At 63.1% G+C, this 23529-nt stretch carries 27 protein-coding genes, 1 tRNA gene and 1 pseudogene; 6 read left to right on the top strand and 23 right to left on the bottom strand.

What is annotated here, in order from left to right; all coding sequences use genetic code 11:
• Positions 1-161: 161 nt before the first annotated feature.
• Positions 162-1445, bottom strand: a complete 1284-nt coding sequence (locus AB3X96_RS31780) for an MFS transporter (RefSeq protein ID WP_368592764.1) — start codon at positions 1443-1445, stop codon at positions 162-164.
• A 153-nt stretch (positions 1446-1598) separates the two neighbouring features.
• On the opposite strand from AB3X96_RS31780, the gene AB3X96_RS31775 reads away from it, so the two are divergent.
• Positions 1599-2246 (top strand): TetR/AcrR family transcriptional regulator, encoded by a 648-nt coding sequence (locus AB3X96_RS31775; RefSeq protein WP_368592763.1) that lies wholly within the window; start codon positions 1599-1601, stop codon positions 2244-2246.
• A 58-nt stretch (positions 2247-2304) separates the two neighbouring features.
• Positions 2305-2859 carry a DUF1415 domain-containing protein gene (locus AB3X96_RS31770; RefSeq protein WP_368592762.1) on the top strand — a complete coding sequence of 185 codons (555 nt, stop codon included), beginning with the start codon at positions 2305-2307 and terminating at the stop codon, positions 2857-2859.
• Between the two features lie 20 nt (positions 2860-2879).
• Here the strand turns inward: AB3X96_RS31770 and AB3X96_RS31765 are convergent, their stop codons facing one another.
• Positions 2880-3722, bottom strand: a complete 843-nt coding sequence (locus AB3X96_RS31765) for an SAM-dependent methyltransferase (protein WP_368592761.1) — start codon at positions 3720-3722, stop codon at positions 2880-2882.
• 388 nt (positions 3723-4110) lie between these two features.
• On the opposite strand from AB3X96_RS31765, the gene AB3X96_RS31760 reads away from it, so the two are divergent.
• Positions 4111-4431: a hypothetical protein gene (locus AB3X96_RS31760; RefSeq protein WP_013090673.1), complete on the top strand. Its 321-nt coding sequence runs from the start codon at positions 4111-4113 to the stop codon at positions 4429-4431.
• A 135-nt stretch (positions 4432-4566) separates the two neighbouring features.
• On the opposite strand, the gene AB3X96_RS31755 is transcribed toward AB3X96_RS31760, so the two are convergent.
• Positions 4567-4776 carry a DUF1059 domain-containing protein gene (locus tag AB3X96_RS31755; RefSeq protein ID WP_176124292.1) on the bottom strand — a complete coding sequence of 70 codons (210 nt, stop codon included), beginning with the start codon at positions 4774-4776 and terminating at the stop codon, positions 4567-4569.
• Positions 4777-4985: 209 nt separating this feature from the next.
• On the opposite strand from AB3X96_RS31755, the gene AB3X96_RS31750 reads away from it, so the two are divergent.
• Entirely contained in the window at positions 4986-6257 is a 1272-nt protein-coding gene (locus AB3X96_RS31750) for a TIGR03862 family flavoprotein (RefSeq protein ID WP_368592760.1), read from the top strand.
• A gap of 15 nt (positions 6258-6272) precedes the next feature.
• Here the strand turns inward: AB3X96_RS31750 and AB3X96_RS31745 are convergent, their stop codons facing one another.
• Positions 6273-7397 carry a methyltransferase gene (locus tag AB3X96_RS31745; protein ID WP_368592759.1) on the bottom strand — a complete coding sequence of 375 codons (1125 nt, stop codon included), beginning with the start codon at positions 7395-7397 and terminating at the stop codon, positions 6273-6275.
• Between the two features lie 812 nt (positions 7398-8209).
• On the opposite strand from AB3X96_RS31745, the pseudogene AB3X96_RS31740 reads away from it, so the two are divergent.
• A pseudogene (locus tag AB3X96_RS31740) lies at positions 8210-8496 on the top strand (alpha/beta hydrolase); the annotation flags it as partial.
• A gap of 267 nt (positions 8497-8763) precedes the next feature.
• Here the strand turns inward: AB3X96_RS31740 and AB3X96_RS31735 are convergent.
• The 7 genes from AB3X96_RS31735 to AB3X96_RS31705 form a co-directional block, all read right to left on the bottom strand.
• Positions 8764-8839 (bottom strand) — tRNA-Thr (locus tag AB3X96_RS31735).
• Positions 8840-8858: 19 nt separating this feature from the next.
• Positions 8859-9356 carry a ClpXP protease specificity-enhancing factor gene (locus AB3X96_RS31730; protein ID WP_176381136.1) on the bottom strand — a complete coding sequence of 166 codons (498 nt, stop codon included), beginning with the start codon at positions 9354-9356 and terminating at the stop codon, positions 8859-8861.
• Positions 9357-9422: 66 nt separating this feature from the next.
• Positions 9423-10034, bottom strand: a complete 612-nt coding sequence (locus AB3X96_RS31725; RefSeq protein WP_006052302.1) for a glutathione S-transferase N-terminal domain-containing protein — start codon at positions 10032-10034, stop codon at positions 9423-9425.
• 95 nt (positions 10035-10129) lie between these two features.
• A complete protein-coding gene (locus tag AB3X96_RS31720; protein WP_368592758.1) occupies positions 10130-10885 on the bottom strand; it encodes a cytochrome c1 in 756 nt (251 codons plus the stop codon).
• Between the two features lie 23 nt (positions 10886-10908).
• Complete coding sequence (locus AB3X96_RS31715; protein WP_368592757.1) at positions 10909-12288, bottom strand: cytochrome bc complex cytochrome b subunit; 1380 nt, start codon at positions 12286-12288, stop codon at positions 10909-10911.
• Positions 12288-12908: a ubiquinol-cytochrome c reductase iron-sulfur subunit gene (gene petA / locus AB3X96_RS31710; protein WP_368592794.1), complete on the bottom strand. Its 621-nt coding sequence runs from the start codon at positions 12906-12908 to the stop codon at positions 12288-12290. Before petA ends, AB3X96_RS31715 begins: the two co-directional genes overlap by 1 nt.
• Before the next feature lie 220 nt (positions 12909-13128).
• Positions 13129-13875, bottom strand: coding sequence for a Nif3-like dinuclear metal center hexameric protein (locus AB3X96_RS31705; RefSeq protein ID WP_176124286.1), 747 nt, complete (start codon positions 13873-13875; stop codon positions 13129-13131).
• Between the two features lie 19 nt (positions 13876-13894).
• On the opposite strand from AB3X96_RS31705, the gene AB3X96_RS31700 reads away from it, so the two are divergent.
• Positions 13895-15115 carry a Do family serine endopeptidase gene (locus AB3X96_RS31700; protein WP_176110151.1) on the top strand — a complete coding sequence of 407 codons (1221 nt, stop codon included), beginning with the start codon at positions 13895-13897 and terminating at the stop codon, positions 15113-15115.
• A gap of 88 nt (positions 15116-15203) precedes the next feature.
• Here the strand turns inward: AB3X96_RS31700 and tatC are convergent, their stop codons facing one another.
• The 12 genes from tatC to hisC form a co-directional block, all read right to left on the bottom strand.
• The gene (gene tatC, locus AB3X96_RS31695; protein WP_176124285.1) at positions 15204-15989 is read right to left on the bottom strand and encodes a twin-arginine translocase subunit TatC; all 786 of its coding nucleotides are present in this window, start codon (positions 15987-15989) and stop codon (positions 15204-15206) included.
• A 34-nt stretch (positions 15990-16023) separates the two neighbouring features.
• Positions 16024-16566, bottom strand: a complete 543-nt coding sequence (tatB, locus tag AB3X96_RS31690; RefSeq protein WP_368592756.1) for a Sec-independent protein translocase protein TatB — start codon at positions 16564-16566, stop codon at positions 16024-16026.
• A 48-nt stretch (positions 16567-16614) separates the two neighbouring features.
• On the bottom strand, positions 16615-16860 hold the full coding sequence (gene tatA, locus AB3X96_RS31685; protein WP_176110148.1) for a Sec-independent protein translocase subunit TatA: 246 nt from the start codon (positions 16858-16860) through the stop codon (positions 16615-16617).
• 272 nt (positions 16861-17132) lie between these two features.
• Complete coding sequence (locus AB3X96_RS31680) at positions 17133-17498, bottom strand: histidine triad nucleotide-binding protein (protein ID WP_013090689.1); 366 nt, start codon at positions 17496-17498, stop codon at positions 17133-17135.
• 93 nt (positions 17499-17591) lie between these two features.
• A complete protein-coding gene (locus AB3X96_RS31675; RefSeq protein ID WP_368592755.1) occupies positions 17592-17987 on the bottom strand; it encodes a DUF4870 family protein in 396 nt (131 codons plus the stop codon).
• Between the two features lie 90 nt (positions 17988-18077).
• On the bottom strand, positions 18078-18473 hold the full coding sequence (locus AB3X96_RS31670) for a phosphoribosyl-ATP diphosphatase (RefSeq protein ID WP_176110146.1): 396 nt from the start codon (positions 18471-18473) through the stop codon (positions 18078-18080).
• Complete coding sequence (hisI, locus tag AB3X96_RS31665) at positions 18470-18880, bottom strand: phosphoribosyl-AMP cyclohydrolase (protein WP_090802086.1); 411 nt, start codon at positions 18878-18880, stop codon at positions 18470-18472. The genes AB3X96_RS31670 and hisI overlap by 4 nt, the downstream gene beginning before the upstream one ends.
• A gap of 1 nt (position 18881) precedes the next feature.
• The gene (gene hisF, locus AB3X96_RS31660) at positions 18882-19655 is read right to left on the bottom strand and encodes an imidazole glycerol phosphate synthase subunit HisF (RefSeq protein WP_176110145.1); all 774 of its coding nucleotides are present in this window, start codon (positions 19653-19655) and stop codon (positions 18882-18884) included.
• A gap of 247 nt (positions 19656-19902) precedes the next feature.
• A complete protein-coding gene (gene hisA / locus AB3X96_RS31655) occupies positions 19903-20655 on the bottom strand; it encodes a 1-(5-phosphoribosyl)-5-[(5-phosphoribosylamino)methylideneamino]imidazole-4-carboxamide isomerase (RefSeq protein WP_169500003.1) in 753 nt (250 codons plus the stop codon).
• A gap of 181 nt (positions 20656-20836) precedes the next feature.
• Positions 20837-21478 carry an imidazole glycerol phosphate synthase subunit HisH gene (gene hisH, locus AB3X96_RS31650; protein ID WP_176110144.1) on the bottom strand — a complete coding sequence of 214 codons (642 nt, stop codon included), beginning with the start codon at positions 21476-21478 and terminating at the stop codon, positions 20837-20839.
• Positions 21479-21640: 162 nt separating this feature from the next.
• Positions 21641-22228 carry an imidazoleglycerol-phosphate dehydratase HisB gene (gene hisB, locus AB3X96_RS31645; RefSeq protein ID WP_368592754.1) on the bottom strand — a complete coding sequence of 196 codons (588 nt, stop codon included), beginning with the start codon at positions 22226-22228 and terminating at the stop codon, positions 21641-21643.
• A 114-nt stretch (positions 22229-22342) separates the two neighbouring features.
• Positions 22343-23413, bottom strand: a complete 1071-nt coding sequence (gene hisC / locus AB3X96_RS31640; protein ID WP_368592753.1) for a histidinol-phosphate transaminase — start codon at positions 23411-23413, stop codon at positions 22343-22345.
• Between the last annotated feature and the right edge of the window lie 116 nt (positions 23414-23529).

Raw genomic sequence — 23529 nt, 5'->3', positions numbered from 1 at the left:
GGGCGGTTGCCCGAGGCCACATAGCATAACGGGCTTTCGATGCGCGCTCCAACTTGCAGCACGGCGCTATGCGCGCTGGCTGAAAAAGCGCGCACGGCCCGTGATGGGGCCGGGCGTCGTTGCATTACTGACGGCGAATCTGCGCGGTCCGCGAAGGCGATTCAGATTGCCTGCGGCGCCGGCACTTTGACTGGACGGTTGATGCGCAGCACGATCACCGCGGCGATCAGGCACAACCCGCCGGAAATCATCGAGGCGACCGTATAAGTGCCGAGGCTCGCGCGCAGCATGCCCGCGCCGAGCGCCGCGAACGCCGCGCCGAGCTGGTGGCCGGCGACCACCCAACCGAACACGATCGGCGCCGATTCCTTGCCGTACACGTCGGTGGCGAGACGCACGGTCGGCGGCACCGTGGCGATCCAGTCGAGACCGTAGAACACCGCGAACAGCGGCAACCCGAAAAAGTCGATGCCGAACGCGTGCGGCAGAAACATCAGCGACAGGCCGCGCAGCCCGTAGTACCAGAACAGCAGCACGCGGCTATTGAAGCGATCCGACAGCCAGCCCGACAGCGTGGTGCCGAACAGGTCGAACACGCCCATCGCCGCGAGCAGCGACGCGCCCTGCACTTCGGTCATGCCATAGTCGCCGCACATCGCGATCAGATGGGTGCCGACATAGCCATTGGTGCTCGCGCCGCAAATGAAGAAGCTGAAGAACAGCAGCCAGAAATCGCGCGTTTTGCTCGCCGAGGCGAGCGTGCCGAACGCGATCGCAAGCGGGTTCTGCCTGGTGATGCTCGTGGTAATCGGCGCGTCGTGCGCTTCGCCGTATGGGCGCAGCCGCATGTCGGCCGGATGCTCGGGCAGCAGGAACGCGACGAGCGGAATCACGATGCCCGCCGCGAGCGCGACGACCCACACGACCTGGCGCCAGCCGTAATGCTCGGCGACGGCCGCGAGCAGCGGCAGGAACACCAGTTGGCCGGTCGCCGAACTGGCGGTCAGGATACCCATCACTAGACCACGGCGCGTAGTGAACCAGCGCGTGACGACGGTCGCCGACAGCGACAGCGCCGCGACCCCGGTCGATCCGCCGACCATCACACCCCAGATCAGCACCATCTGCCACGGATGCGTCATCAGCGACGACAGCGCGACGCCCGCGGCCATCGTGCCGAGCGCGCTCAGCAGCGTCGGACGTACACCGAAGCGCTGCATCGCGGCGGCCGCGAACGGCCCCATCAACCCGTACAGCGCGATGTTCACGGAGATCGCGAGCGAAATCGTCGCGCGGCTCCAGCCGAATTGGTGCTCGAGCGGCACCATCATCACGCTCGGCGTCGCGCGCGTACCGGCCGCCGCGAGCAACACCAGGAACACCACGGCGACGGTCAACCAGCCATAGTGGAAACGTCCGCCTATCAGTCGCGCAGCCCAGTTCATCGGTTCTCCAATCGACGCGGCCGGGGTGGCGGCATCGTTCGTATTGTTACGGCTTCGGTAAATGATTTGTGACAGATCAGTCACAATGGTGTTGCGATGTTAGTTACTGGTCGGTAACATGTCAAGGCGTCAATTTCATTCGGGTGACTTGCCATGTCCAACAGCGAAACTCTCAAGCCCGCCGCTGCTCGCTCGCGGCGTGCGCGCGGCGCACAGACCGCGGGGCCGCAGGCGCAGCAGCATCTGCTGCGCGCGGCTAGCGAGTTGTTCTATCGCGAGGGCGTGCGCACGGTCGGCGTCGATGCGGTGGTCGAGCGCGCGGGTGTGAACAAAATGAGCCTGTACCGGCAGTTTTCGTCGAAGGACGAGCTGGTGATGGCGTATCTGGAACAGAAGGACGAGCAGTTCTTCGGCTACGTCGAGAAGAGTTTCGCCAAACATCCGGGTGAGCCGGCGAAGCAGCTTCAGCAGTACTTCGACGACCTCGCGGTGCGCGCCTCGGTCGACCATTACCGCGGCTGCCCGTTCGTGAACGTGTCGGTGGAGTTTTCGGACACCGCGCATCCGGCGCGGCAGTTCGTGTTCCGCAACAAGGAGCGCTTGATGGCGCGCCTCGTCGAACTGTCGACGGCGGCCGGCGCCGACGATCCGCAAGCGCTCGCCGATGGGCTCGGCCTGCTGATCGAGGGCGTGTACGCGGCGAGCCAGACTTACGGGCCGGGCTGCGGGCCGATCCTCGCCGCGCCTCGAGTCGCCGCGCAGTTGATTGCGGCCGCTTGCGCAATGAAGCAGGCTCGCTGAGTCAGTCCGTCGGCCGGGTCCTTTAGAATTGCGCGTTTCCCCGTCTCATCCTTCCGCCATGCCGTTGCCCGCCGAATCCCACTATGCCGTTATCGCCACGACCCGTCACTGGCTGACCGAGGCCGTGATCGGCTTGAACCTGTGTCCGTTCGCAAAGGCCGTGCATGTGAAGGAGCAGATTCGCTACGCGGTCAGCGAAGCGGACACGCTCGAAGCGGTACTCACCGACCTCGAAGCCGAACTGCAGACGCTCGTCGCCGCCGACCCCGCCGCCATCGACACGACGCTGCTGATCCTGCCACGTGCGTTCGGCGACTTTCTCGACTTCAACGACTGCCTGTTCTTCGCCGACCGCCTGATCCAGCAACTGCGGCTCGAAGGCGTGATTCAGATCGCGAGCTTTCATCCGCACTACCAGTTCGAAGGCAGCAAGCCCGACGACATCGAAAACTACACGAACCGGGCGCCGTATCCGATCCTGCATCTGCTGCGTGAAGACAGCATCGAGCGAGCCGTGCAGGCCTTTCCCGACGCGGAAGAGATTTACGAGCGCAATCAGGAAACGCTGCGGCGCATTGGCCTCAAAGGCTGGGATGCGTTGATGAAGCGCTAGGTGAAGCGCCCGGCTGCGCCTCAGGCCGGCACGAAAAAACGCTCCTTAAGCGCATCGAGTCCGAGCGTGTCCAGCACTTCGCCGAGCCGCTCAGCCGGCCGGCGCCGCGGCAGATCCTTGTAGTGCGCGATGATCAGCTCGTTTTTCATCGAGTGTTCCCAGCCGACCAGCTCGGTCACACTGACCTGATAGCCATGCGCTTCGAGCTGCAGGCAGCGCAGCACGTTCGTGATCTGACTGCCGAATTCGCGCGTGTGCAGCGGATGCCGCCAGATTTCCGTGAGCGCGTTCTTCAGAGCCTTCCCTTTGTTCTGCCGCAGCACGCCGGCCACCTCGGCCTGGCAGCACGGCACGACGACGATGTACTTCGCGTGCTTTTCGAGCGCGAAACGGATTGCGTCGTCGGTCGCGGTATTGCACGCGTGCAGCGCGGTCACGATGTCGATTTCGGCGGGCAACCGCGTCGAGGTGATCGACTCCGCCACCGACAAATTCAAAAACGACATCCCCTTGAAGCCGAGCCGCGCCGCCAGCTCTTCGGACTTCGTCACCAGTTCCTCGCGCGTTTCGATGCCATAAATGTGCGAAGCCCCACCAGCGGCGTCCTGAAACTCCTTGAAAAACAGGTCGTACAGGATAAAACCGAGGTATGACTTGCCCGCGCCGTGATCGACGAGCGTCAGCGAACCCTGCTGGTCCTTCAGGTCCTTGAGCAGCGGCTCGATGAACTGGAACAGGTGGTAGACCTGCTTCAGCTTGCGACGGCTGTCCTGATTCATCTTGCCGTCGCGCGTGAGGATGTGGAGTTCTTTGAGCAGTTCGACGGACTGGTTGGGACGGATTTCGTGGGTTTTGCCGGACATCGTGTGGGTCGCCATCAATTGCAGCGCGAACGTGCGACAGATGACGGAAAAAGAGAAAAGTTACTGCCAGTTTACCCAAACTGCGGCATTCCCAGCGAGCACGCCGCGCGGACCACGCGACATAGGTGCTCTGCTGGGAACACTTCCTGCTCGACAGGCGCTGCGCGGAAGTGTCTCGAGAATGGCTGAAAACAGCTTGCGCGCCGGCTGAGCCCGCGGGTACAAGCCGTGTCGCCGAAAACAGGCGGCTGTCCGGCCGTGCGACCGGACACGCGAACCGGATGCATGTGGGGAGAGCGGTCCCGCAACGCGGGCCGAACGTTACGTAACCAGCAGCGGCCGGCTTTGCTACCGGTCGCGCGCTCGGAAGATCACCGAAGAGGCGGCAATGGATACGGTACCCAACGGAAATGTCGAACAGAAGTTTCAGGAAATGCTTGCGAAGCTCACCACCGCGCCGGCATGGTCGGAGAAACAGCAACTCGAACTGGAGATGGCTCGCGATATCTCCACGGAAATGCTGCGGCTCGCCGAGGTCATGCGCGACGGCAACGTCGACCTCGAAACTTGCCTGACGATGCTCAAGTACGCCAAGGTGCTCGACTTCGTGATGACGACGCTCGCGTCGCGACGCGACATCAAGCCGCAGACGTTGCGGGTGATCTTCAAGCTCGCCGGGCTGAAGGTCGATGAGGCTTATCCGGGTTAGCGCGTCAGCATGTTGGTTAGGATGGCTTGGTATCGCGTTTCGCGTGTGACCAAAAGACTGCTGCAACACGACCGCGCGCGGGCGGCTAGATGCCGCTCGCGACGCGGGCTTCCACACTCCCCTTGCACGGGTATCTCAAGCGCGCGGCGCCTCTGCGGGCGGCGTTCCCTCATGAAATAGGGTCTTCAGCTGCGCGCGCAGCTCCGGCGAATCCGCGTGCTTGTGAACGCTGACGGCATGCTGGACCGCGGCTTCGAGCAGTTCGCTGTCGCTGTCGGCGGACATCGCGACGGTGCAGTTCATTTCGCTCGGAAATTCGCGGCAGTCGATGTATTTGCGGGTCATGACAATCTCCTTGAACCAGTCGATCGAGGAAGATGTGTGAAAAGTATAGGTCGCGTGCGGCGCGAGCCAAGCGGTGAACGCAGTTCGACCGCGTTCGACGGCGTTTGCCGCGCGCCGCGCGCGGTGTGACAATAACGCCCTTCGCGCCGCCCGTCCGTTCGGTCGCTGGCGGCGCAGCGCCCTTTTTCCCCGCAGATCCGCCGAACCGCATGCCCTCCTCGCTCGATTCCGCCCGCGTCGCCGTAATCGGCGGCGGCCCCGCCGGCCTGATGGCCGCCGAGACGCTTGCCCGGCGCGGCGTGCAAGTCCACGTACATGACGCGATGCCGTCGGTCGGCCGCAAATTCCTGATGGCGGGCAAAGGCGGCATGAACATCACGCATTCGGAAGCGCTGGAGCCGTTTCTCGACCGCTACGGCGCGCGCCGCGAGCGCATCGCGCCGCTGCTCGACGCGTTCGGTCCCGACGCGCTTCGCGCCTGGTTGCGCGAATTGGGTGTCGAGACGTTCGTCGGCAGTTCGGGGCGCGTGTTTCCGTCTGACATGAAGGCCGCGCCGATGCTGCGCGCGTGGCTGCATCGACTGCGCGAAGCGGGCGTGCAGTTCCACATGCGTCACAAGTGGAACGGCTGGGTCTCACTCTCCGAAGACAACGCTGCGCACGCGCTGCGCTTCGCCACGCCCGACGGTGAGCAGACGGTGAGCTGCGACGCGGTCGTGTTCGCGCTCGGCGGCGGCAGTTGGCCGCGGCTCGGCTCCGACGCCGCGTGGGTGCCGCTGATGATGTCGCGCGGCGTGCCGGTGATGCCGTTGCGCCCCGCGAACTGCGGCTTCGACGCGGACTGGAGCCCGTATCTGCGCGAGCGTTTCGCTGGACAGCCGATCAAGACGATCGCGATTTCCTTCACCGATGTAGACGGAAAAGTCCACAATCGACAAGGTGAAATACTTCTGACCGAAACAGGCCTCGAAGGGAGTCTGATTTACGCGCTGTCGGCGCCGATCCGCGAGCGGATTCTGGCCGACGGCGAGCTCACCATCGCGCTGGATCTCGCGCCAGGCTTGCCGCTCGAGCGGGTCATCGAGGAAGTGACGCGGCCGCGCGGCTCACGCTCGATTGCGAGTCATCTGCATGGGCGGATTGGCATCGGCGGGGTCAAGCTGGCGCTGTTGCACGAGATTCTGTCGAAAGAAGCATTCGCCGATGCGCGCGGTCTCGCCCACGCGATCAAGGCGCTGCCGTTGCGACTGCTGGGCGCGCGACCGATCGACGAAGCGATCAGCACGGCGGGCGGCATCCCGTTCGAGGCGCTGGACGCACATTTGATGATCGACCGGATGCCCGGCGCATTCTGCGCCGGCGAAATGCTCGACTGGGAAGCACCGACCGGCGGTTATCTGCTGACGGCCTGTTTTGCCAGCGGGCTCGTGGCCGGCCGGGGCGCATGCGCGTATCTCGAAGCGCGCCGCGCATCGGCGTGACGCACGCACTCGCCGTCACCGCACCTTGAGCCGCCACAACGACGTGATCTCGGCCGCTCGCGCAACAAACAGCGGATCGTTCTGATCACTGGCCTTCGGATGCCGTGGACGAATGTCCTCGCGTCCCACCACACTGAGCCCCGCGTGCTCGATCGCCGCCAGCAGCCATGCGCGCGTGCGCAACCCGAGATGCTCAGCGAAATCCGAAATGATCAGCCAGCCTTCGCCGCCCGGCGTCAGATGATCGGCGAGGCCGTTCAGGAAGCCGAGCAGCATGCGGCTGTCAGGATCATAGACCGCGTATTCGAGCGGCGACGCGGGCCGCGCCGGCACCCACGGCGGATTGCAGACGACGAGCGGCGCCCGACCGTCCGGAAACAGATCGGCCTGCACGATCTCGACCTGCCGGGCGTAGCCCAGGCGTGCGAGATTTTCACGCGCACACGCCAGCGCGCGCTCATCCTGATCCGTGGCGACGATCTTGCGCACGCCGCGTTTGGCCAGCAGCGCGGCCAGCACGCCAGTGCCGGTGCCGATATCGAACGCGAGATCCAGCGACGGCAGCGCGGCGCGCGCGACCAGATCGACGTACTCGCCACGCACCGGTGAGAACACGCCGTAATGCGGATGAATGCGCTCGCCGAGCGCCGCGATCTCGACACCCTTCTTGCGCCATTCGTGCGCGCCGATCAAACCGAGCAACTCGCGCAACGACACCTCCGACGCCTCGCCGGTCGCCGGTCCGTACGCTTCGGTGCAGGCCTGCCGCACGTCGGGCGCGCGGCGCAGGGAAATGCCGTAGTCGGCATCGAGCGGAATCAGAATCATGCCGAGCGTGCGGGCGCGCTGCGACTGCGCCTGCCGATGCAGGTTGAACGCGTCGAGCGGTGTCGCTCCCTGCTTGCGCGCCTTGCGTTCGAGTCGGCGCGTGACCGCCTGCAACAGTTGGCGCGCGTTCTGGAAGTCGCCGTGCCACAACAGCGCGGTGCCTTCGCAGGCGAGGCGGTAGGCCGAATCGGCGGTAGTGCGGTCGTCGGCGACGACGACGCGCTTCGGCGGCGGCACGGCCGCTTCGGAGCGCCAGCGTGCGGCGCGCGGGCCGTCGGCTTCGGGCCAGGTGAGAGTTGCGGGGCTGGTCATGGTGCAATGGAGTCGATGTGACGTCGCTGGCGACGTGGACCGCGGCAGCGGACCGGAACGTCTGGCGGCTGCCCGCCATCCCGGGCGACGCCCGAATAGTACCGTACCGCCGCCGTGCGGCTTCGCGGCGCCGCATGGATTGGTGACGATGATCAGATAAGTTTAGACGCGCCAAATGTAGACAATAAAGTCCATAATCGACAAGGTGAAATAGTTATCGTGATTTTTGAGCCGTCAGGCGGCGCACCTCAAGGCATGGGCGCACTTTAGCGGGTCAATTGCAGACCAAAAAGTCTACGATCGACAAGGTGAAAGAGATATTGTGATTTTTTGCGCCATCCAATGACTCACCTCAAACGGCGATGCAGCCGCAGTTCGGCGATTAAATACTAAAAAGTCCACGATCGACAAGGTGAAGGAGATAGCGTGAACTTTGAGCCATCGAACGGTGCACCTTGGCCCGCGCTGCATTTAGGCCCGCCGATTACAGATTAAAAAGTCTAATATGGACAAGGTGAAGGAGATATCGGGATTTCTGAGCTATCCAGCGGCTCACCTCACACCGCATCCAACGTCTTTCCGGCATGGGCTAAAGACGAAAACAGCACCGTCGAAGTCCGACGGCGCTCGTGGTGACCCGTGTTGGTTACAGCAAAAAGCGCCGACGCCAGCACGAATGGAACCGACGTTCCGTCGGCGCCGTCGCCCGATCACAAGGTCAGCACCGAGTTGTAAGTGATATCCGCGATCTACCGCGTTGTTCAGCGTAATGTCGTTCGTGTTGACCACGAACATTGGTCCCGGCACCATGTGCCGCCTGGCTGGACGCGTCGCCAGCCAACCGCGAAGCGTTGAGCACACTGCTCGCATACGAGACGACCGTGTGGCAATACACGCATGGCGTGCCGGACACGGCATCGGTCCTGCCGGACGGCTGCTCGCTCGACGACTTCTACCTGCGTCCCCCGGCGCGGACGAGGTCCAGCTCGATCTGTTCCGCGACCGTCGCCACAACGTCGCGCTGTACCCGGCGTTTCACGAGTACTTCCGCACCTACCGATCGCCTCTGCCGGCGGTGCGGGGCAAGAACGACCCGTTCTCGTCATCGATCTTGACCTGTCTGAGCCGGATGCCGCTACGGGCATCTCACGCTATGGCAGACCCGAGGAAATCGCGGAGCCGATGGCTTTCGTCAGATCGCCGGCAGCACGCAGCACGCTGGACAGGCTCGACGCTGCGGATGGACGGCGGCGAGGTCAAATCGGTCTAGCTCGGCGACTCGACTGCCGAAAAAAGAAAAACCCCGCCGAAGCGCGTGCTTCGACGGGGTTTTCAAGAATTTCCAGTTACTGCTGATAAGGCAATCTGGTGCCGGCTGCAGGACTCGAACCCGCCACCTCATGATTACAAGTCAAGCGCTCTACCTGATGAGCTAAGCCGGCATGAGGCCGTGATTCTACTTCATTTCACGATCTTAAGGCGAGCCCTTCCGCCACCTTTCGAGCCATCGTCGTCGGGTTGCGGCTTGTCGTCGGCGTCGCTGGCCGCGGCCGGGTCGACCGGCGCTGTTTCGACGGCGCGCGGCGCCGCCGGGGTGTCCGCTTCGTCCGCGGCATCCGCGCCCGAATCCTGAGCCTCGCCGCCCGCCGATTCGACCGGGAACGCCATACCTTGGCCGTTCTCGCGCGCGTAGATCGCCAGAATATTGGCGACCGGCACTTCGATCTTGTGCGACTTGCCGGAAAAGCGCGCGTTGAACTCGATCCACTCGTTGCCCATCTGCAACTGGCTGGTCGCCTCGAAGCTGATGTTCAACACGATCTCGTTGTCTCGCACGAACTGACGCGGCACGCGCGTCTGATTGTCGACGCGGACCGCGATGTGCGGTGTGTAGCCGTTATCCGTGCACCACTCATAAAGCGCGCGCAGCAGATAAGGCTTCGTGGAAATCTCTTGCATCAACAGTCCTCTTGCGGGCGCGGGCGCGCATCGAAGCAATGCGGCGCCCGCACACCAAAGCCAAACTCAACGACGCATCACCTTTTCCGACGGCGTCAGCGCTTCGATATAAGCCGGGCGGCTGAAAATGCGCTCGGCGTACTTCATCAGCGGCGCGGCGTTCTTCGACAGCTCGATACCGTAGTGGTCGAGGCGCCACAGCAACGGTGCGATCGCGACGTCGAGCATCGAGAACTCTTCGCCGAGCATGTACTTGTTCTTCAGGAAGATCGGCGCGAGTTGCGTCAGGCGATCGCGGATCGCGAGGCGCGCCTTCTCGTGATTCTTCTCCGCTGCCTTGCCCTTCTCGTTTTCGAGCGTGCCGACGTGGACGAACAGCTCTTTCTCGAAGTTGAGCAGGAACAGGCGGGCACGCGCGCGTTGCACCGGATCGGCCGGCATCAGCTGCGGGTGCGGGAAGCGCTCGTCGATGTACTCGTTGATGATGTTCGATTCGTACAGAATCAGGTCCCGTTCGACGAGAATTGGCACCTGACCGTACGGATTCATCACGGCGATGTCTTCCGGCTTGTTGAACAGGTCGACGTCGCGGATCTCGAAGTCCATGCCCTTTTCGAACAACACCAGCCGGCAACGCTGGGAGAACGGGCAAGTAGTGCCAGAATACAGAACCATCATGTTTACGTTTCCTCAAAAAGCTGAAGGGCCAGCGCACGGAAAAACCGTTCAGCAGGTCTTTCCTGGCGCCGGCCCCACGCCGTGTAACGGCGTGATTATTTGATATGTTTCCAGTACGCGGCGTTCAGTCGCCAGGCGAAAAAGCTCAGGATACCGAGGAACAACACCACCCACACGCCAAGTTGCTTGCGGGTTTGCTGCGTCGGTTCGGACATCCATGACAGGTACGACACGAGGTCGGCCACAGCAGAATCATAATCTACCGGCGACATCGTCCCCGGAGTGAGTTGCTGGAAACCGCGGAATTTGTGTACCTTTTCGCCGGTTTTTTCGTCGGTTTCATCACCGAATTTCGCCGCCCGCTGCCCCTGAAGCTGCCACAGCACGTGAGGCATGCTCACGTTTTCGTACACCAGATTGTTCCAGCCAGTCGGCCGCGTATCGTCGCGGTAAAAACTACGCAGATACGTGTACAGCCAGTCCGTGCCGCGCGCCCGCGCCTCCACCGACAAATCCGGCGGCGTCGCCCCGAACCACGATTTCGCGTCGTCCGGGCGCATCGCCACGGTCATCGTGTTGCCGACCTTGTCGGCGGTGAACAGCAGATTCGCCTGGACTTCGTTCGGCGTGATGCCGAGATCGGTCAGGCGGTTGTAGCGCATCAGGTTCGCGCTGTGGCAATTCAGGCAGTAGTTTACAAACAATTGCGCGCCGCGCTGCAAAGAAGCGAAATTGTTCGTGTTGTCCGGCGCGCGATTGAGCGGGAAATTCTCGTCCGCGTGGACCGGAGCGGCCAACATCGCAAGCACGGTCGCGCCGACCAGCACGCACATCGAAAGCAGTTTTTTCATCTTCGTGATCTCCTGGCTCGCGATTAGTGAGGCTTGAACCGCACCCGTTCCGGCGGCTGCTTGAACTTGCCAAGCCGCGTCCAGAAGGGCATGCCGAGGAAAAACGCGAAGTACACCAGCGCGCAGATCTGGGCGATCAGCGTTGCGGCGGGCGATGGCGGCCGCGTGCCGAGGAAGCCGAGCGTCAGGAACGCGATCACGAAGATCCCGAAGAAAACCTTGTGGAAAAACGGCCGGTAGCGAATCGACCTGACCGGCGAGCGGTCCAGCCACGGCAGGAAGAACAGCGAAATAACCGCGCTGCCCATCACGACGACGCCCCAGAATTTCGATTCGGTGAACACCATCGCGACGATCACCAGCACCGCGAGCACTGGTAGCCCGATCTTCCACTTGCCCCGCGCGCGCACGAGCGCGAGCAGCCCCAGTAGCGCAATGACGATCATGAGCACGATCTTGAATGGATCGGTGGTGGCGCGCAGCATCGCATAAAAAGCGGTGAAGTACCAAACTGGCGCAATTTCCGGCGGCGTCTGCAGCGGATTCGCCGGAACGAAGTTGTTGGCTTCAAGGAAGTACCCGCCCATTTCCGGCCCGAAGAAGATGATGGCCGCGAAAATCAGCAGGAAGATCGCCACGCCCATGAAGTCGTGCACCGAGTAGTACGGGTGGAACGGAATGCCGTCCAGCGGCACGCCATCCGGCCCCTTCTTCGCCTTGATTTCGATGCCGTCCGGGTTGTTCGAGCCGACTTCGTGCAGCGCGACGAGGTGCGCGATCACGAGGCCGACCAGGACCAGCGGAATCGCGATCACGTGGAACGCGAAGAAGCGGTTCAGCGTGACGTCGGACACGACATAGTCGCCGCGAATCCACAGCGACAGATCCGGCCCGATGAACGGAATCGCTGAGAACAGGTTCACGATCACCTGCGCGCCCCAGAACGACATCTGGCCCCACGGCAGCAGGTAGCCGAAGAACGCCTCGGCCATCAGGCACAGGAAGATCAGACAGCCGAAAATCCACACGAGCTCGCGCGGCTTGCGGTACGAGCCATACAAAAGCCCGCGAAACATGTGCAGATACACGACGACGAAGAACATCGACGCACCCGTCGAGTGCATGTAGCGGATCAGCCAACCCCACGGCACCTCGCGCATGATGTACTCGACCGACGCGAACGCAAGCGTCGCATCGGGCTTGTAGTTCATCGTCAGCCAAATGCCGGTGACGATCTGGTTGACCAGCACCAGCAATGCAAGCGAACCGAAGAAGTACCAGAAGTTGAAGTTCTTCGGCGCGTAGTACTCGGAAACGTGCTTCTTCCACGCGGCAGTCATCGGGAAGCGCTGGTCGATCCAACCAGCCAGCCCGGTCGTCTCTACTTCGTGTTCGCTCGCCATTACGCTTCTCCTTTTTCGTCCTTCCCGATCACAAGGGCCGTCGCCGACGTGAACATGAAGCGCGGGATGTCGAGGTTCTGCGGGGCGGGTTTGTTCTTGAAGACGCGGCCGGCCATGTCGTAGGTCGAGCCGTGGCACGGGCACAGGAAGCCGCCCGGCCAGTCGTCGGGCAGATTGGGCTGCGGGCCTTCCTGGAAGCGCGGCGTCGGCGTGCAGCCCAGATGCGTGCAGACGGCGACGGCAACCAGCAGATGCTTGTTCTCGGCGCGTGAACGGAATTCGTTGTTGCAGTAGTCCGGCAGCGGCATCGAGAAGGGATTCTGCGTGTGGGGGTCCGCCACCTGGCTATCGGCTTTTTGAACATCGCCGAGCATGCGGTCGGTGCGGTTGATGATCCACACCGGCTTGCCACGCCAGGCGACCGTCATCATGTCGCCGGGCTTCAGACCACTGATATCGACTTCGACCGGGGCACCTGCAGCCTTGGCCTTTTCGGATGGTGCAAACGAACTAACAAAGGGTACGACAACGGCAACACCTCCTATGCCGCCTGCTACGGTCGTCGCTACCAGCCAGTTACGGCGGCTGCCATCGACGCGTTCCTCTTCTTTGTCTCGCATCACACGCCCCACTTCTGAGTTGGATTTTTCCTTCACGTCGCTTCTACCGCCGCTAGTTTGCTCGAATGGAGTCGCCATTTACAAGGGCCGATTGCCAAAAACCGTGCGAAGCCCTTGATAACTCAGGGTTTGTCCGTACCGATCGCAAACTTTTTAGTACCTCCTTTTAAGCGCCTTCTACGGTATTCGCGCCTTTTTCTTCGTTAATGCAATTCGCAATTCAAACGGGATTCGGAATGTCGATAAACAGGTGTTCGATATCGAACGATTCGGACAAATGCTTGCCTACCGCCTGCACGCCGAAACGTTCTGTCGCGTGGTGGCCGGCCGCAAGAAAGGCGACGCCGCTTTCCGCCGCCGTATGCATCACCGACTCCGATACTTCGCCGGTCACGTAGACGTCGACGCCCGCGTTGATCGCCGCGTCGAACATCCCTTGCGCGGCGCCCGTGCACCAGCCGACGCGGCGCAGCTGCATATCGGGATCGCCGAACACGAGCGGCGTGCGGCCCAGCGTTTGCTCGATTTCCGCGCTCAGGTGCGAAAGCGAGATCGGCATTGGCAACGTGGCGAGCCAGCCGAGGTCGTTGTCGCCGAAACGCGCGTCGCTGATCCAGCCCATCTTCTCGCCGATCTGCGCGTTGTTACCGAATTCGGGATGATCGTCGAGCGGCAGGTGGTAGGCGAACAGGTTCAGGTCGTTGGCGAGCAGCAGCTTCAGTCGAGCGTGCTTGCGGCCGGTGATCTGCGGCGCCTCGTTGCGCCAGAAGTAGCCGTGATGGACCAGCACGGCGTCCGCGCCCCAGTCGAGCGCGGCCTCCAGGAAGGCCACCGACGCGGTCACACCGGTCGCGAGTTTGTTGATCCGGCGGCGCCCTTCGACCTGCAGTCCGTTCGGGCAATAGTCCTTGAAGCGCGCGGTTTCAAGGAGATTGTTCAAGTACAATTCAAGTTCAATCCGATCCATATAGACCTCTTGTCTTCAGATGCTTAGACGCTTTTGGCTGTTATTTGCCCAAGCGGTGACGGTGCTGTTGGCGCTGATGTTCATCATTGCGACCCTCAAACCGCAGTGGCTGCAGCGTCAAGGACAATTCGGCAGACAACTCGCCGAACCGATCGTGGCGCTGCGGGAAGTGGCGCCGGGCATCAGCAAAGGGCATGCCGAAACGTCCTATGCCGAAGCGGCGCAAAAGGCCATGCCCGCGGTCGTCAACGTGTTCTCCAGCAAGGATGGCTCGCTGCCGCCCGACCCGCGCGCCAAAGATCCGCTGTTCCGCTACTTCTTCGGCGACAGGAACAATCGCAAGCAGCAGGAGCAGCCTGCCTCGAATCTCGGCTCAGGCGTGATAGTGAGTTCGGAAGGTTACATTCTAACGAACCAGCACGTCGTCGACGGCGCCGATCAGATCGAAGTCGCGCTCGCCGACGGCCGCACCGCCAGCGCGAAGGTCATCGGCATCGACCCCGAGACCGATCTGGCGGTGCTCAAGGTCAACATGAGCAATCTGCCCACCATCACGCTCGGCCGGATGGACCAGACCCGCGTCGGCGACGTCGTGCTCGCGATCGGCAATCCGTTCGGCGTCGGGCAGACCGTGACGATGGGCATCGTCAGCGCACTGGGCCGCAACCACCTTGGCATCAATACGTTCGAAAACTTCATCCAGACCGACGCCCCGATCAACCCCGGCAACTCGGGCGGTGCGCTCGTCGACGTGAACGGCAATCTGCTCGGCATCAACACCGCGATCTACTCGCGCTCGGGCGGCTCGCTCGGCATCGGCTTCGCGATTCCGGTGTCGACCGCGCGCAGCGTGCTCGAGAGCATCATCACGACCGGTACAGTCACGCGCGGTTGGATCGGTGTCGAACCGCAGGACGTGACGCCGGAAATCGCCGAGTCGTTCGGGCTCGATCAGAAGTCGGGCGCGATCGTCGCCGGGGTGCTGAAGAGCGGTCCGGCCGACCGCGCGGGCATCAAGCCCGGCGACATCCTGACGAGCGTGAACGGCCAGGTGATCACCGATACCACGCGCCTGTTGAACGTGATCGCGCAGATCAAGCCGGGCACGGCGGCAAAAGTGCATCTGGTACGCAAAGGCCATCAGATCGATCTCGACGTCATGATCGGCAAACGCCCGCCGCCGCCGAAACAGCCGGAAGACGAAAACGGCGGCGATCAGCCGGATGACGAAGGTGGTTGAAGTCAGGGCCGCGACTAACGCAACGAAAAAGGGCAGTCCGTGATGGACTGCCCTTTTCATGTGACGCCTGGCACCGACTCCCGGCACCTCAATTAGACGGCGGCGGACTCGCATCCTCGACGACCACCGGCTGCTTGCCGACGATCAACCGCGCCGCGACGATGCCGGCTTCGTACAGCAGAATCAGCGGAACCGCGAGGATCAGCTGCGAAAACACGTCCGGCGGCGTCACGACGGCCGACACCACGAACGCGCCGACGATCACATACGGCCGGATCTCCTTCAGCTTCTTCAGGGTCACCACGTTCATCCGCACCAACAGGACGACGACGATCGGCACCTCGAACGTGACACCGAACGCGATGAACATCGTGAGCACGAAGCTCAGGTAATTGTCGATATCGGTTGTCATTTCCGCGCCGAGCGGCGCGTTGTAGTGCGCCATCACGCGGAAGATGGTCGGAAACACGACGAAATACGCGAACGCCATGCCGCACAGGAACAGCGTATAGCTGCTCGCCACCAGCGGTGCGACCAGCTTTTTCTCGTGCTGATAGAGTCCCGGCGCGACGAACGCCCAGATCTGGTACAGCACGACCGGCAGCGCGATCACGAAAGCGACCAGCATCGTCACCTTCATCGGCACGAAGAACGAGCCGGTGACGTCGGTGACGATCATCTTGCCGTCCTTCGGCAGATTCATCATCAGCGGCCGCGCGAGCAGTTTGAAGATGTCCGGCGCCCAGTACACGAGCCCGATAAACACGACGATGACGGCGAGCCCCGCACGGATGATGCGGTCACGCAGTTCGACGAGGTGGGAAATGAAGGTCTCTTCGGCGCCTTCGTTCTGGGATTGCTGGGGGTCGCTCACACCGGCCCTCGGTTAGGGATTGTCGATCTGAACATCAGAAAAACCGCGTCGGACGACGCAGGTTGGCAGGTGTGTGCCGCGCAACGCGCGCGGCGCCCGACTGCACGCGCGTGCGGCGCAAGCTCGCTCGCTTGTACCAGGTGGGGGTGGCGCTTTGCTGGACGCGCCAGCTCTTGCGTTTGGGCGCGGCGGCCGGTGTACTGACCGGCCACGAGGTGACACCGGTGCTGCCGCTGACGCCGCTGCCGGCGTCTTCGAGCGCGCCACCGGCGATACTCGGCGACACCGACGTACCGCTCTTCCATGCCTCGTTCAGTTCATTCTCGTGCTTGCGCAGATTGTCCTGAACCGCCGTTTCGACGTTGCTCGCGGCCTTCTCGAACTCGGTCTTCATGCGCCGCAGTTCGTCGAGCTCGATTTCGCGCGTGACTTCGGCCTTCACGTCGTTGACGTACCGCTGGGCGCGGCCGAACAGCGCGCCGGCCGTGCGGGCGACACGCGGCAGGCGCTCAGGCCCGAGGACGACCAGCGCGACGACGCCGATCAGCGCCATCTTGGTTAGACCGAGGTCCAGCATGAAGTGAAATGTCCGTCAGAAACGCGGGAACGGCGCAAACGCCGCGGCTTAGCGGTAATCGCCCGATTGCTGCGTCTTTTCTTTCGCTTCGACGTCCACCGCGCCGTTGCGCGGCAACTCGCGCTGCTGCTGTTGCGCGTCGGCCGACGGCGATTCGGCTTCCTTCATGCCTTCCTTGAAGCCCTTCACCGCGCCGCCCAGATCGCTGCCGATGTTGCGCAGCTTCTTCGTGCCGAACACGAGCGCGACGATCAACAGAACGATCAACCAATGCCAAATACTCAACGAACCCATGACTACTCTCCTTAACCCCGACGCCGCATCTGGATGCGGCAAATTTGCCTAACCTGAAGCGCACGCGCTTCGTTTGCCTCTATCTCTACGTTACCGCAGGTCGCACCACCTCGCTCGTAAACTGCGCCGCAGTCTGAACCGCCGTCATTGTGGTCAGGCGATCGCGTCGACGGTATTACACAGCGGTAAAAATAACGGCGGCGCTATTGTCCTCGACCAAAACTCGCGGCGGTGTGCTCTCGCCAAGTGGCGCGCATGACCCATGCGCCCGCTCAGCCCATGCGATGCCAGGGGCGCGGTCCCGCGAGAATATGCGCGTGCAGGTGATACACCTCCTGACCACCGCCCGGACCGGTATTGATTACCGTGCGAAAGCCCGTTTCGCCGCCGCTGTACGCGACCCCCAATTGCTCCGCCAGTCGAGCGGCCAGGACAAGCATTCTACCAAGCAGAGGCGCGTCGCTTTCCGTGCAGTTTGACAGCGTTGCAATGTGCTTGCGAGGAATCACCAGCACATGCGTTTCGGCCGCCGGACGGATGTCGCGGAAGGCGACGAACTCGTCGTCTTCGTGGACTCTGGTCGAGGGGATTTCGCCAGCGGCGATCTTGCAGAAAAGACAGTTCGGATCGTGACTCATCGTATTCCTGACGCGGTATGACTTAGGCGAGCGAAGCCGCACGCGACGAGGTTCGACCCGAATGCCGGTCCGCGCGTGCGGACCGGCTAGCGTTCAGACCCAGCCAGCCGGATTCGCGAATGGCTTGTTATCGTACAGATACAGCCAGCCTTTGATAATACGGTACAACATCCATATGCTGACCGCCCACAGCACCGGGATGCCGATCACGACGACCAACAGCAACGCGCCGATCGCATAACCGACGACACCCATCCAGAACGTGCGAATCTGCCATTCGAAGTGCGCTTCGTATGGCGTGCCGGCCACGTCGGCCCGTTTCACGTAGTTGATGATGATCGCGACCAGAATGGTGAGCCCACCGGTCAGCCAATGAACCGCATACAGCGCGTACAGCACGTGCGTGAGCGTGCGCAGGCTGCGCTCCCGCTCAGGTTCCATCGCGTGGCGGTAGACCGGCGGCGGATAGCTTCCTTGCGGCTGTTCCATGCTTGCGTCCTCACGAAGGTGCGGTTACCGCTATATAGGTGCCAGCGCGCGCGACTTCAAGCGGAAATGCCAGATTTCCGCTCCGGCTGCTCAGTCGCCGTTTTCCTCACGCTCGCGGCTCTTGCGCAGCGCTTTTTCCTCGATGCCCGACAGGCCTTCGCGACGCTCGAGTTCGGCGATCACGTCGGCGGGGCTCAGATTGAAATGCGACAACATCACGAGGCAGTGGAACCACAGGTCCGCGACCTCGCCGACCAGCGCCTTCGGCACGCCGCCGTGGCGCGCGTCCTTTGCGGCCAGCACGACTTCGGTGGCTTCTTCGCCGATCTTCTTCAGAATCGCGTCGTCGCCCTTGTGGAACAGACGCGAGACGTACGAGGTGTCTGGATCGCCGCCCTTGCGGCCATCGATCACCGCCGCGAGGCGCAACAGCGTGTCGAGCGTGGAAGCCTCAGCGGGCGACGGGTTTTGCGTGGATTGCGTCATTTGTAGATGTGTTCGGGGTCTTTCAGCACGGGATCGACGGCCTGCCAGTCGCCGTCGTCCACCGAGCCTTCGAATTTCTGGAAAAAGCACGAGTGGCGGCCGGTGTGACAAGCGATGCCCGACACCTGCTCGACTTTCAGCAGCACGACGTCTTCGTCGCAATCGAGCCGCACTTCGTGCACATGCTGCACGTGCCCCGACTCTTCGCCCTTGAACCACAGGCGCTGGCGCGAGCGCGAGAAATATACCGCGCGGCCGGTCTCGACTGTCTTCGCGAGAGCCTCGCGGTTCATCCACGCGAACATCAGCACGTCGTTCGTCGACGCTTCCTGCGCGATCACCGGCACGAGGCCGTTCGCGTCCCACTTGACCTTGTCGAGCCAGTTCACTGCCGAAGGATTCGTCACGTCACAACCTCACCGAAATGCCCTGGTCGGCCATGAAGCGCTTGGCCTCGCCGACCGTGTGTTCGCCATAGTGGAAGATGCTCGCGGCCAGCACCGCGTCCGCGTGACCGCTTTTGATGCCGTCGGCGAGATGCTGCAGATTGCCGACGCCGCCCGAGGCGATCACAGAAACCGGCACCGCGTCCGACACCGCGCGCGTCAGCGCAAGGTCGAAGCCGCTCTTGGTGCCGTCGCGATCCATGCTGGTCAGCAGGATTTCGCCCGCGCCGAGCTCGGCCATCTTGCGCGCCCATTCCACCGCGTCGAGACCGGTGGACTTGCGTCCGCCGTGCGTGAACACTTCCCAGCGCGGCGTTTCGCCGTCGGCAGAGACGCGCTTCGCGTCGATCGCGACGACGATGCACTGCGAGCCGTATTTGTCGGTCGCGTCCTTCACGAGCTGCGGATTCGCGACCGCCGACGAGTTCATGCTGATCTTGTCCGCGCCCGCGTTCAGCAGGCGCCGCACGTCTTCGACCGCGCGCACGCCGCCGCCGACCGTCAGCGGAATGAACACCTGCGAGGCGACTGCCTCGATGATCGGCAGGATCAGGTCGCGCTGATCCGAGGTCGCGGTGATATCGAGGAACGTCAGTTCGTCGGCGCCCTGATCGTCGTAACGGCGCGCGATTTCGACCGGGTCGCCCGCGTCGCGCAGTTCGACGAAGTTGACCCCCTTGACCACGCGGCCCGCAGTGACGTCGAGACAAGGGATGATGCGTTTAGCTAGAGCCATGATCGTGCAATTCTGCCAATACCGCTGATGAGGCCGCTCGCTTGCGGGCAAGCGGCACGGTGCCGGCGCGAGCGGTTGCGTCGCGCCGCGAGTGAAGTGCTGGCCGCAGGCCGCCGAGGTTCCGGTTGCGTGATCGTGCGAAGCGCGCTACCCGGCAAGCCATCGGTCGAGCGAGTGCCGCAAGCCGAGGTGAGTGCCACGCCGGCACACGGCGCAAGCTTCCCGGCAAGCGCGGCCGACGCCGCGCTTAAGCGTCGTCCGCTTCGCGCAGCTTGTCCGCGAGTGTCTGCGCGGCCGCGAAGTCGAGGTCGCCCGAATAGATCGCGCGGCCGCAGATCACGCCTTCGATGCCCTCGCCTTCGACTTCGCACAGCGATTCGATGTCCGCGAGGTTCGACAGACCGCCGCTCGCGATCACCGGAATCTTGACCGCGCGCGCAAGGCGCACCGTCGCTTCAATGTTGATGCCTTGCAGCATGCCGTCGCGGCCGATGTCGGTGTAGATGATCGACTCGCAGCCGTAGTCCTCGAACTTGCGCGCGAGGTCGGCCACTTCGTGACCGGTCAGCTTGCTCCAGCCGTCGGTGGCGACCTTGCCGTCTTTCGCGTCGAGACCGACGATGATGTGGCCGCCGAACGCGGTGCACGCGTCCTGCAGGAAGCCGGGGTTCTTCACCGCCGCGGTGCCGATGATCACGTACGACAAACCGTCGTCCAGATAGCGCTCGATCGTGTTCAGGTCGCGGATGCCACCGCCGAGCTGAACCGGAATCTCACCGCCCACTTCGTCGATGATCGCCCGGATTGCATCGCCGTTCTTGGGCTTGCCGGCGAACGCGCCATTCAGATCGACGAGATGCAGACGACGCGCGCCGCGGTCGACCCAATGTCGGGCCATTGCCGCCGGTTCCTCGGAGAAAATCGTCGCCTGGTCCATATCGCCCTGTTTGAGGCGTACACACTGACCATCTTTCAGGTCGATGGCGGGAATCAGCAGCATAGCAATCGGGTGTTATCTGGGAGTGGATTGAAGGTCGGCGGCAGCGGCTGGCGGATCAGCCCGCCGCAATACCGTCTCGCTAGTTTAGTACAACTCTTTCGGCGCTCCAGTGGGGCGCCGGTCGGATGCGGGACCGCGGCACCGCGCGACACACGCGCGGCAACGGGATAAAGAAAGGTGTTCACGGGTTCCAGTGCACGAAGTTGCGATACACGCGCAAACCCGCCTCGGCGCTCTTTTCGGGGTGAAACTGGGTGGCGAAAATGTTATCCCGCGCTACAGCCGAGGTAAAGGGCACGCCGTAGACCGTCTCGCCCGACGTGTGCGTCGGGTTGTCCGGCACCACGTAGTAGCTGTGCACGAAGTAGAAGAACGCGTTGTCGGCGACGCCGTCCCACAGCGGATGCGGCTGCGCCTGACGCACGCGGTTCCAGCCCATCTGCGGGACCTTGAAGCGCGAGCCGTCGTCCTGCAGGCGGCCTTCGAGCTCGAAGCGCACCACCTTGCCGGGCAACAGACCCAGCCCCGGCGTGTCGCCCTCTGCGCTCCAGTCGAACAGCATCTGCTCGCCGACGCACACGCCCATCAGCGGCTTGCTGCGCGACGCCTCGACGACCGCTTCCTGCAAACCGGACGCGCCGAGACTGCGCATGCAGTCGGGCATCGCGCCCTGGCCGGGCAGCACCACGCGGTCGGCCGCACGGATCGCTTCCGGACGATCGACGATCGCCACGTCCGCTTCCGGCGCCGCTTTGCGCAGTGCCTGGGCAACCGAGCGCAGGTTGCCCATTCCGTAATCCACAATCGCTATCGAAGTTTTCATTTCAAGTTGGGCCGCTCTGCCCTCGATCCATCGATGCCGCCGCGCGGCGTCGAACGACGTGCCGGCAAATGCGGTCCTGCCCGATGAGTCGCGTGAAGGTGAGTGGCCTGAATACGTTGGGGGCGGTGAAACCCTGTGTTAAAGCCTGCTACGGCCGTTCGGTCAGAGACTGCCCTTGGTCGACGGAATCTGTCCGGCCGCACGCTCGTCGAGTTCGACGGCCATGCGCAGCGCGCGCCCGAACGCCTTGAACACCGTTTCGAGCTGGTGGTGAGCGTTGATGCCGCGCAGATTGTCGACATGCAGCGTCACGCCGGCATGGTTCACGAAGCCGCGGAAGAATTCGATCGACAGGTCGACATCGAACGTGCCGATGCGCGCGCGCGTGAACGGCACGTGGAATTCGAGGCCCGGACGGCCGGAAAAATCGATCACGACGCGCGACAGCGCTTCGTCGAGCGGCACATAGGAATGACCGTAACGGCGGATGCCCTTGCGATCGCCGATCGCCTTCGCGACGGCCTGGCCGAGCGTGATACCGGTGTCTTCGACCGTGTGGTGGTCGTCGATATGCAGGTCGCCACGCGCTTCGATCTCGAGGTCGAACAGCCCGTGGCGGGCGATCTGGTCGAGCATGTGGTCCAGGAACGGCACACCGGTGGCCAGCTTCTGCTGGCCGGTGCCGTCCAGGTTGATCTTCACACGGATCTGCGTTTCGCTGGTGTTGCGAACGACTTCCGCAAGGCGCATGGCAATTCCTCGAATCTGGCTTAAAAGCGCTAGTAATGTGGGGTGGACTAATGGCGGGCTGCTCAGTGCAGCCGTTCAATGCAGCGGCTCGGTGCCGCCGCTCGATGCGGCGGATTACCGCAACACAAGTTTCAGGCCGGCGAGCAACTGCGCGTTCTCGTTCGGCGAACCGACGGTCAAACGCACGCAGTTGTCCAGCAATGGGTGCATTTTACTCACGTTTTTGATCAGAATACGCGCCGTTAGCAGGGTTTCGAACAGTACCGACGCATCGGGCACCCTCACGAGCAGGAAGTTGCCCGCGCTGGCGAACACTTGGGCGTCCGGCAGCGCGGCCACCGCCTGCGCGAGCTTCTCGCGTTCGTCGCGCAATTGCGCGGCCTGCGCGTCGAGCACGCCGATGTGGTCGAGCAGGAAATCGGCGGCGGCCTGCGTCAGCACGTTGGTGTTGTACGGCGGGCGCACCTTGTCGAATTCGGTCAGCCACGCGGGCTTGCCGACCAGATAACCGAGGCGGATCCCGGCGAGGCCCAGCTTCGACACCGTGCGCATCACGACGACGTTGTCGAACTGGTCGGCGCGCGGCAGCCAGCTCTTCTGCGCGAACGGCTGATACGCCTCGTCGATCACGACGAGGCTCTTGCCCGCCGCGGCGATGATGCGCTCGATTGCGGCGTCATCGAACAGCGTGCCGGTCGGGTTGTTCGGATACGCGAGATAGATCAGCGCCGGTTCGTGCTCGGCGATCGCCGCGAGCATCGCGTCGGTATCGAGCGTGAAATCGGCTTTCAGCGGCACGCCGACGAATTCGAGATGCGCCAGCTTGGCCGACATCTGATACATGACGAAGCCCGGCACCGGCGCGAGCACCTTCGCGCCCGGCTTCGCGCACGCGACCGACATAATGCTGATGATTTCGTCCGAGCCATTGCCAAGCAGCACGTCGCAGCCCGCCGGCACGCCCATCACGTGACGGATGCGCTCGATCAGTTGCTCGGGACGCGGCGCCGGATACCGGTTCAACGCGACGCCGGCCAGACGCTCGCCGAGATGGGCGGCAAGTTCCGGCGGCAGCGGGAACGGGTTTTCCATCGCGTCGAGCTTGATGAAACCGGTGGCGTCCGGAACCGGATAGCTCGTCATTGCGAGCACGTCGCTGCGGATGATGTCTTGAGGTGTCGTCATAGCTTCGGGGCCGGGCCGGGCGAAGACCGCCATGTCGGCGTCGTCGGTGCAGGGCGTTCGGGTTGGTCTCTGTCGTCGTTATTGAACGGGGCGGGTGCTCGATGCGTCGCTCGCGC

It is taken from the genome of Paraburkholderia sp. BR13439 (assembly GCF_040948805.1).
Lineage (GTDB): Bacteria > Pseudomonadota > Gammaproteobacteria > Burkholderiales > Burkholderiaceae > Paraburkholderia > Paraburkholderia youngii.
Note: the sequence above shows the minus strand (reverse complement) of the source record. Positions and strands in the feature narration are given on the sequence as shown.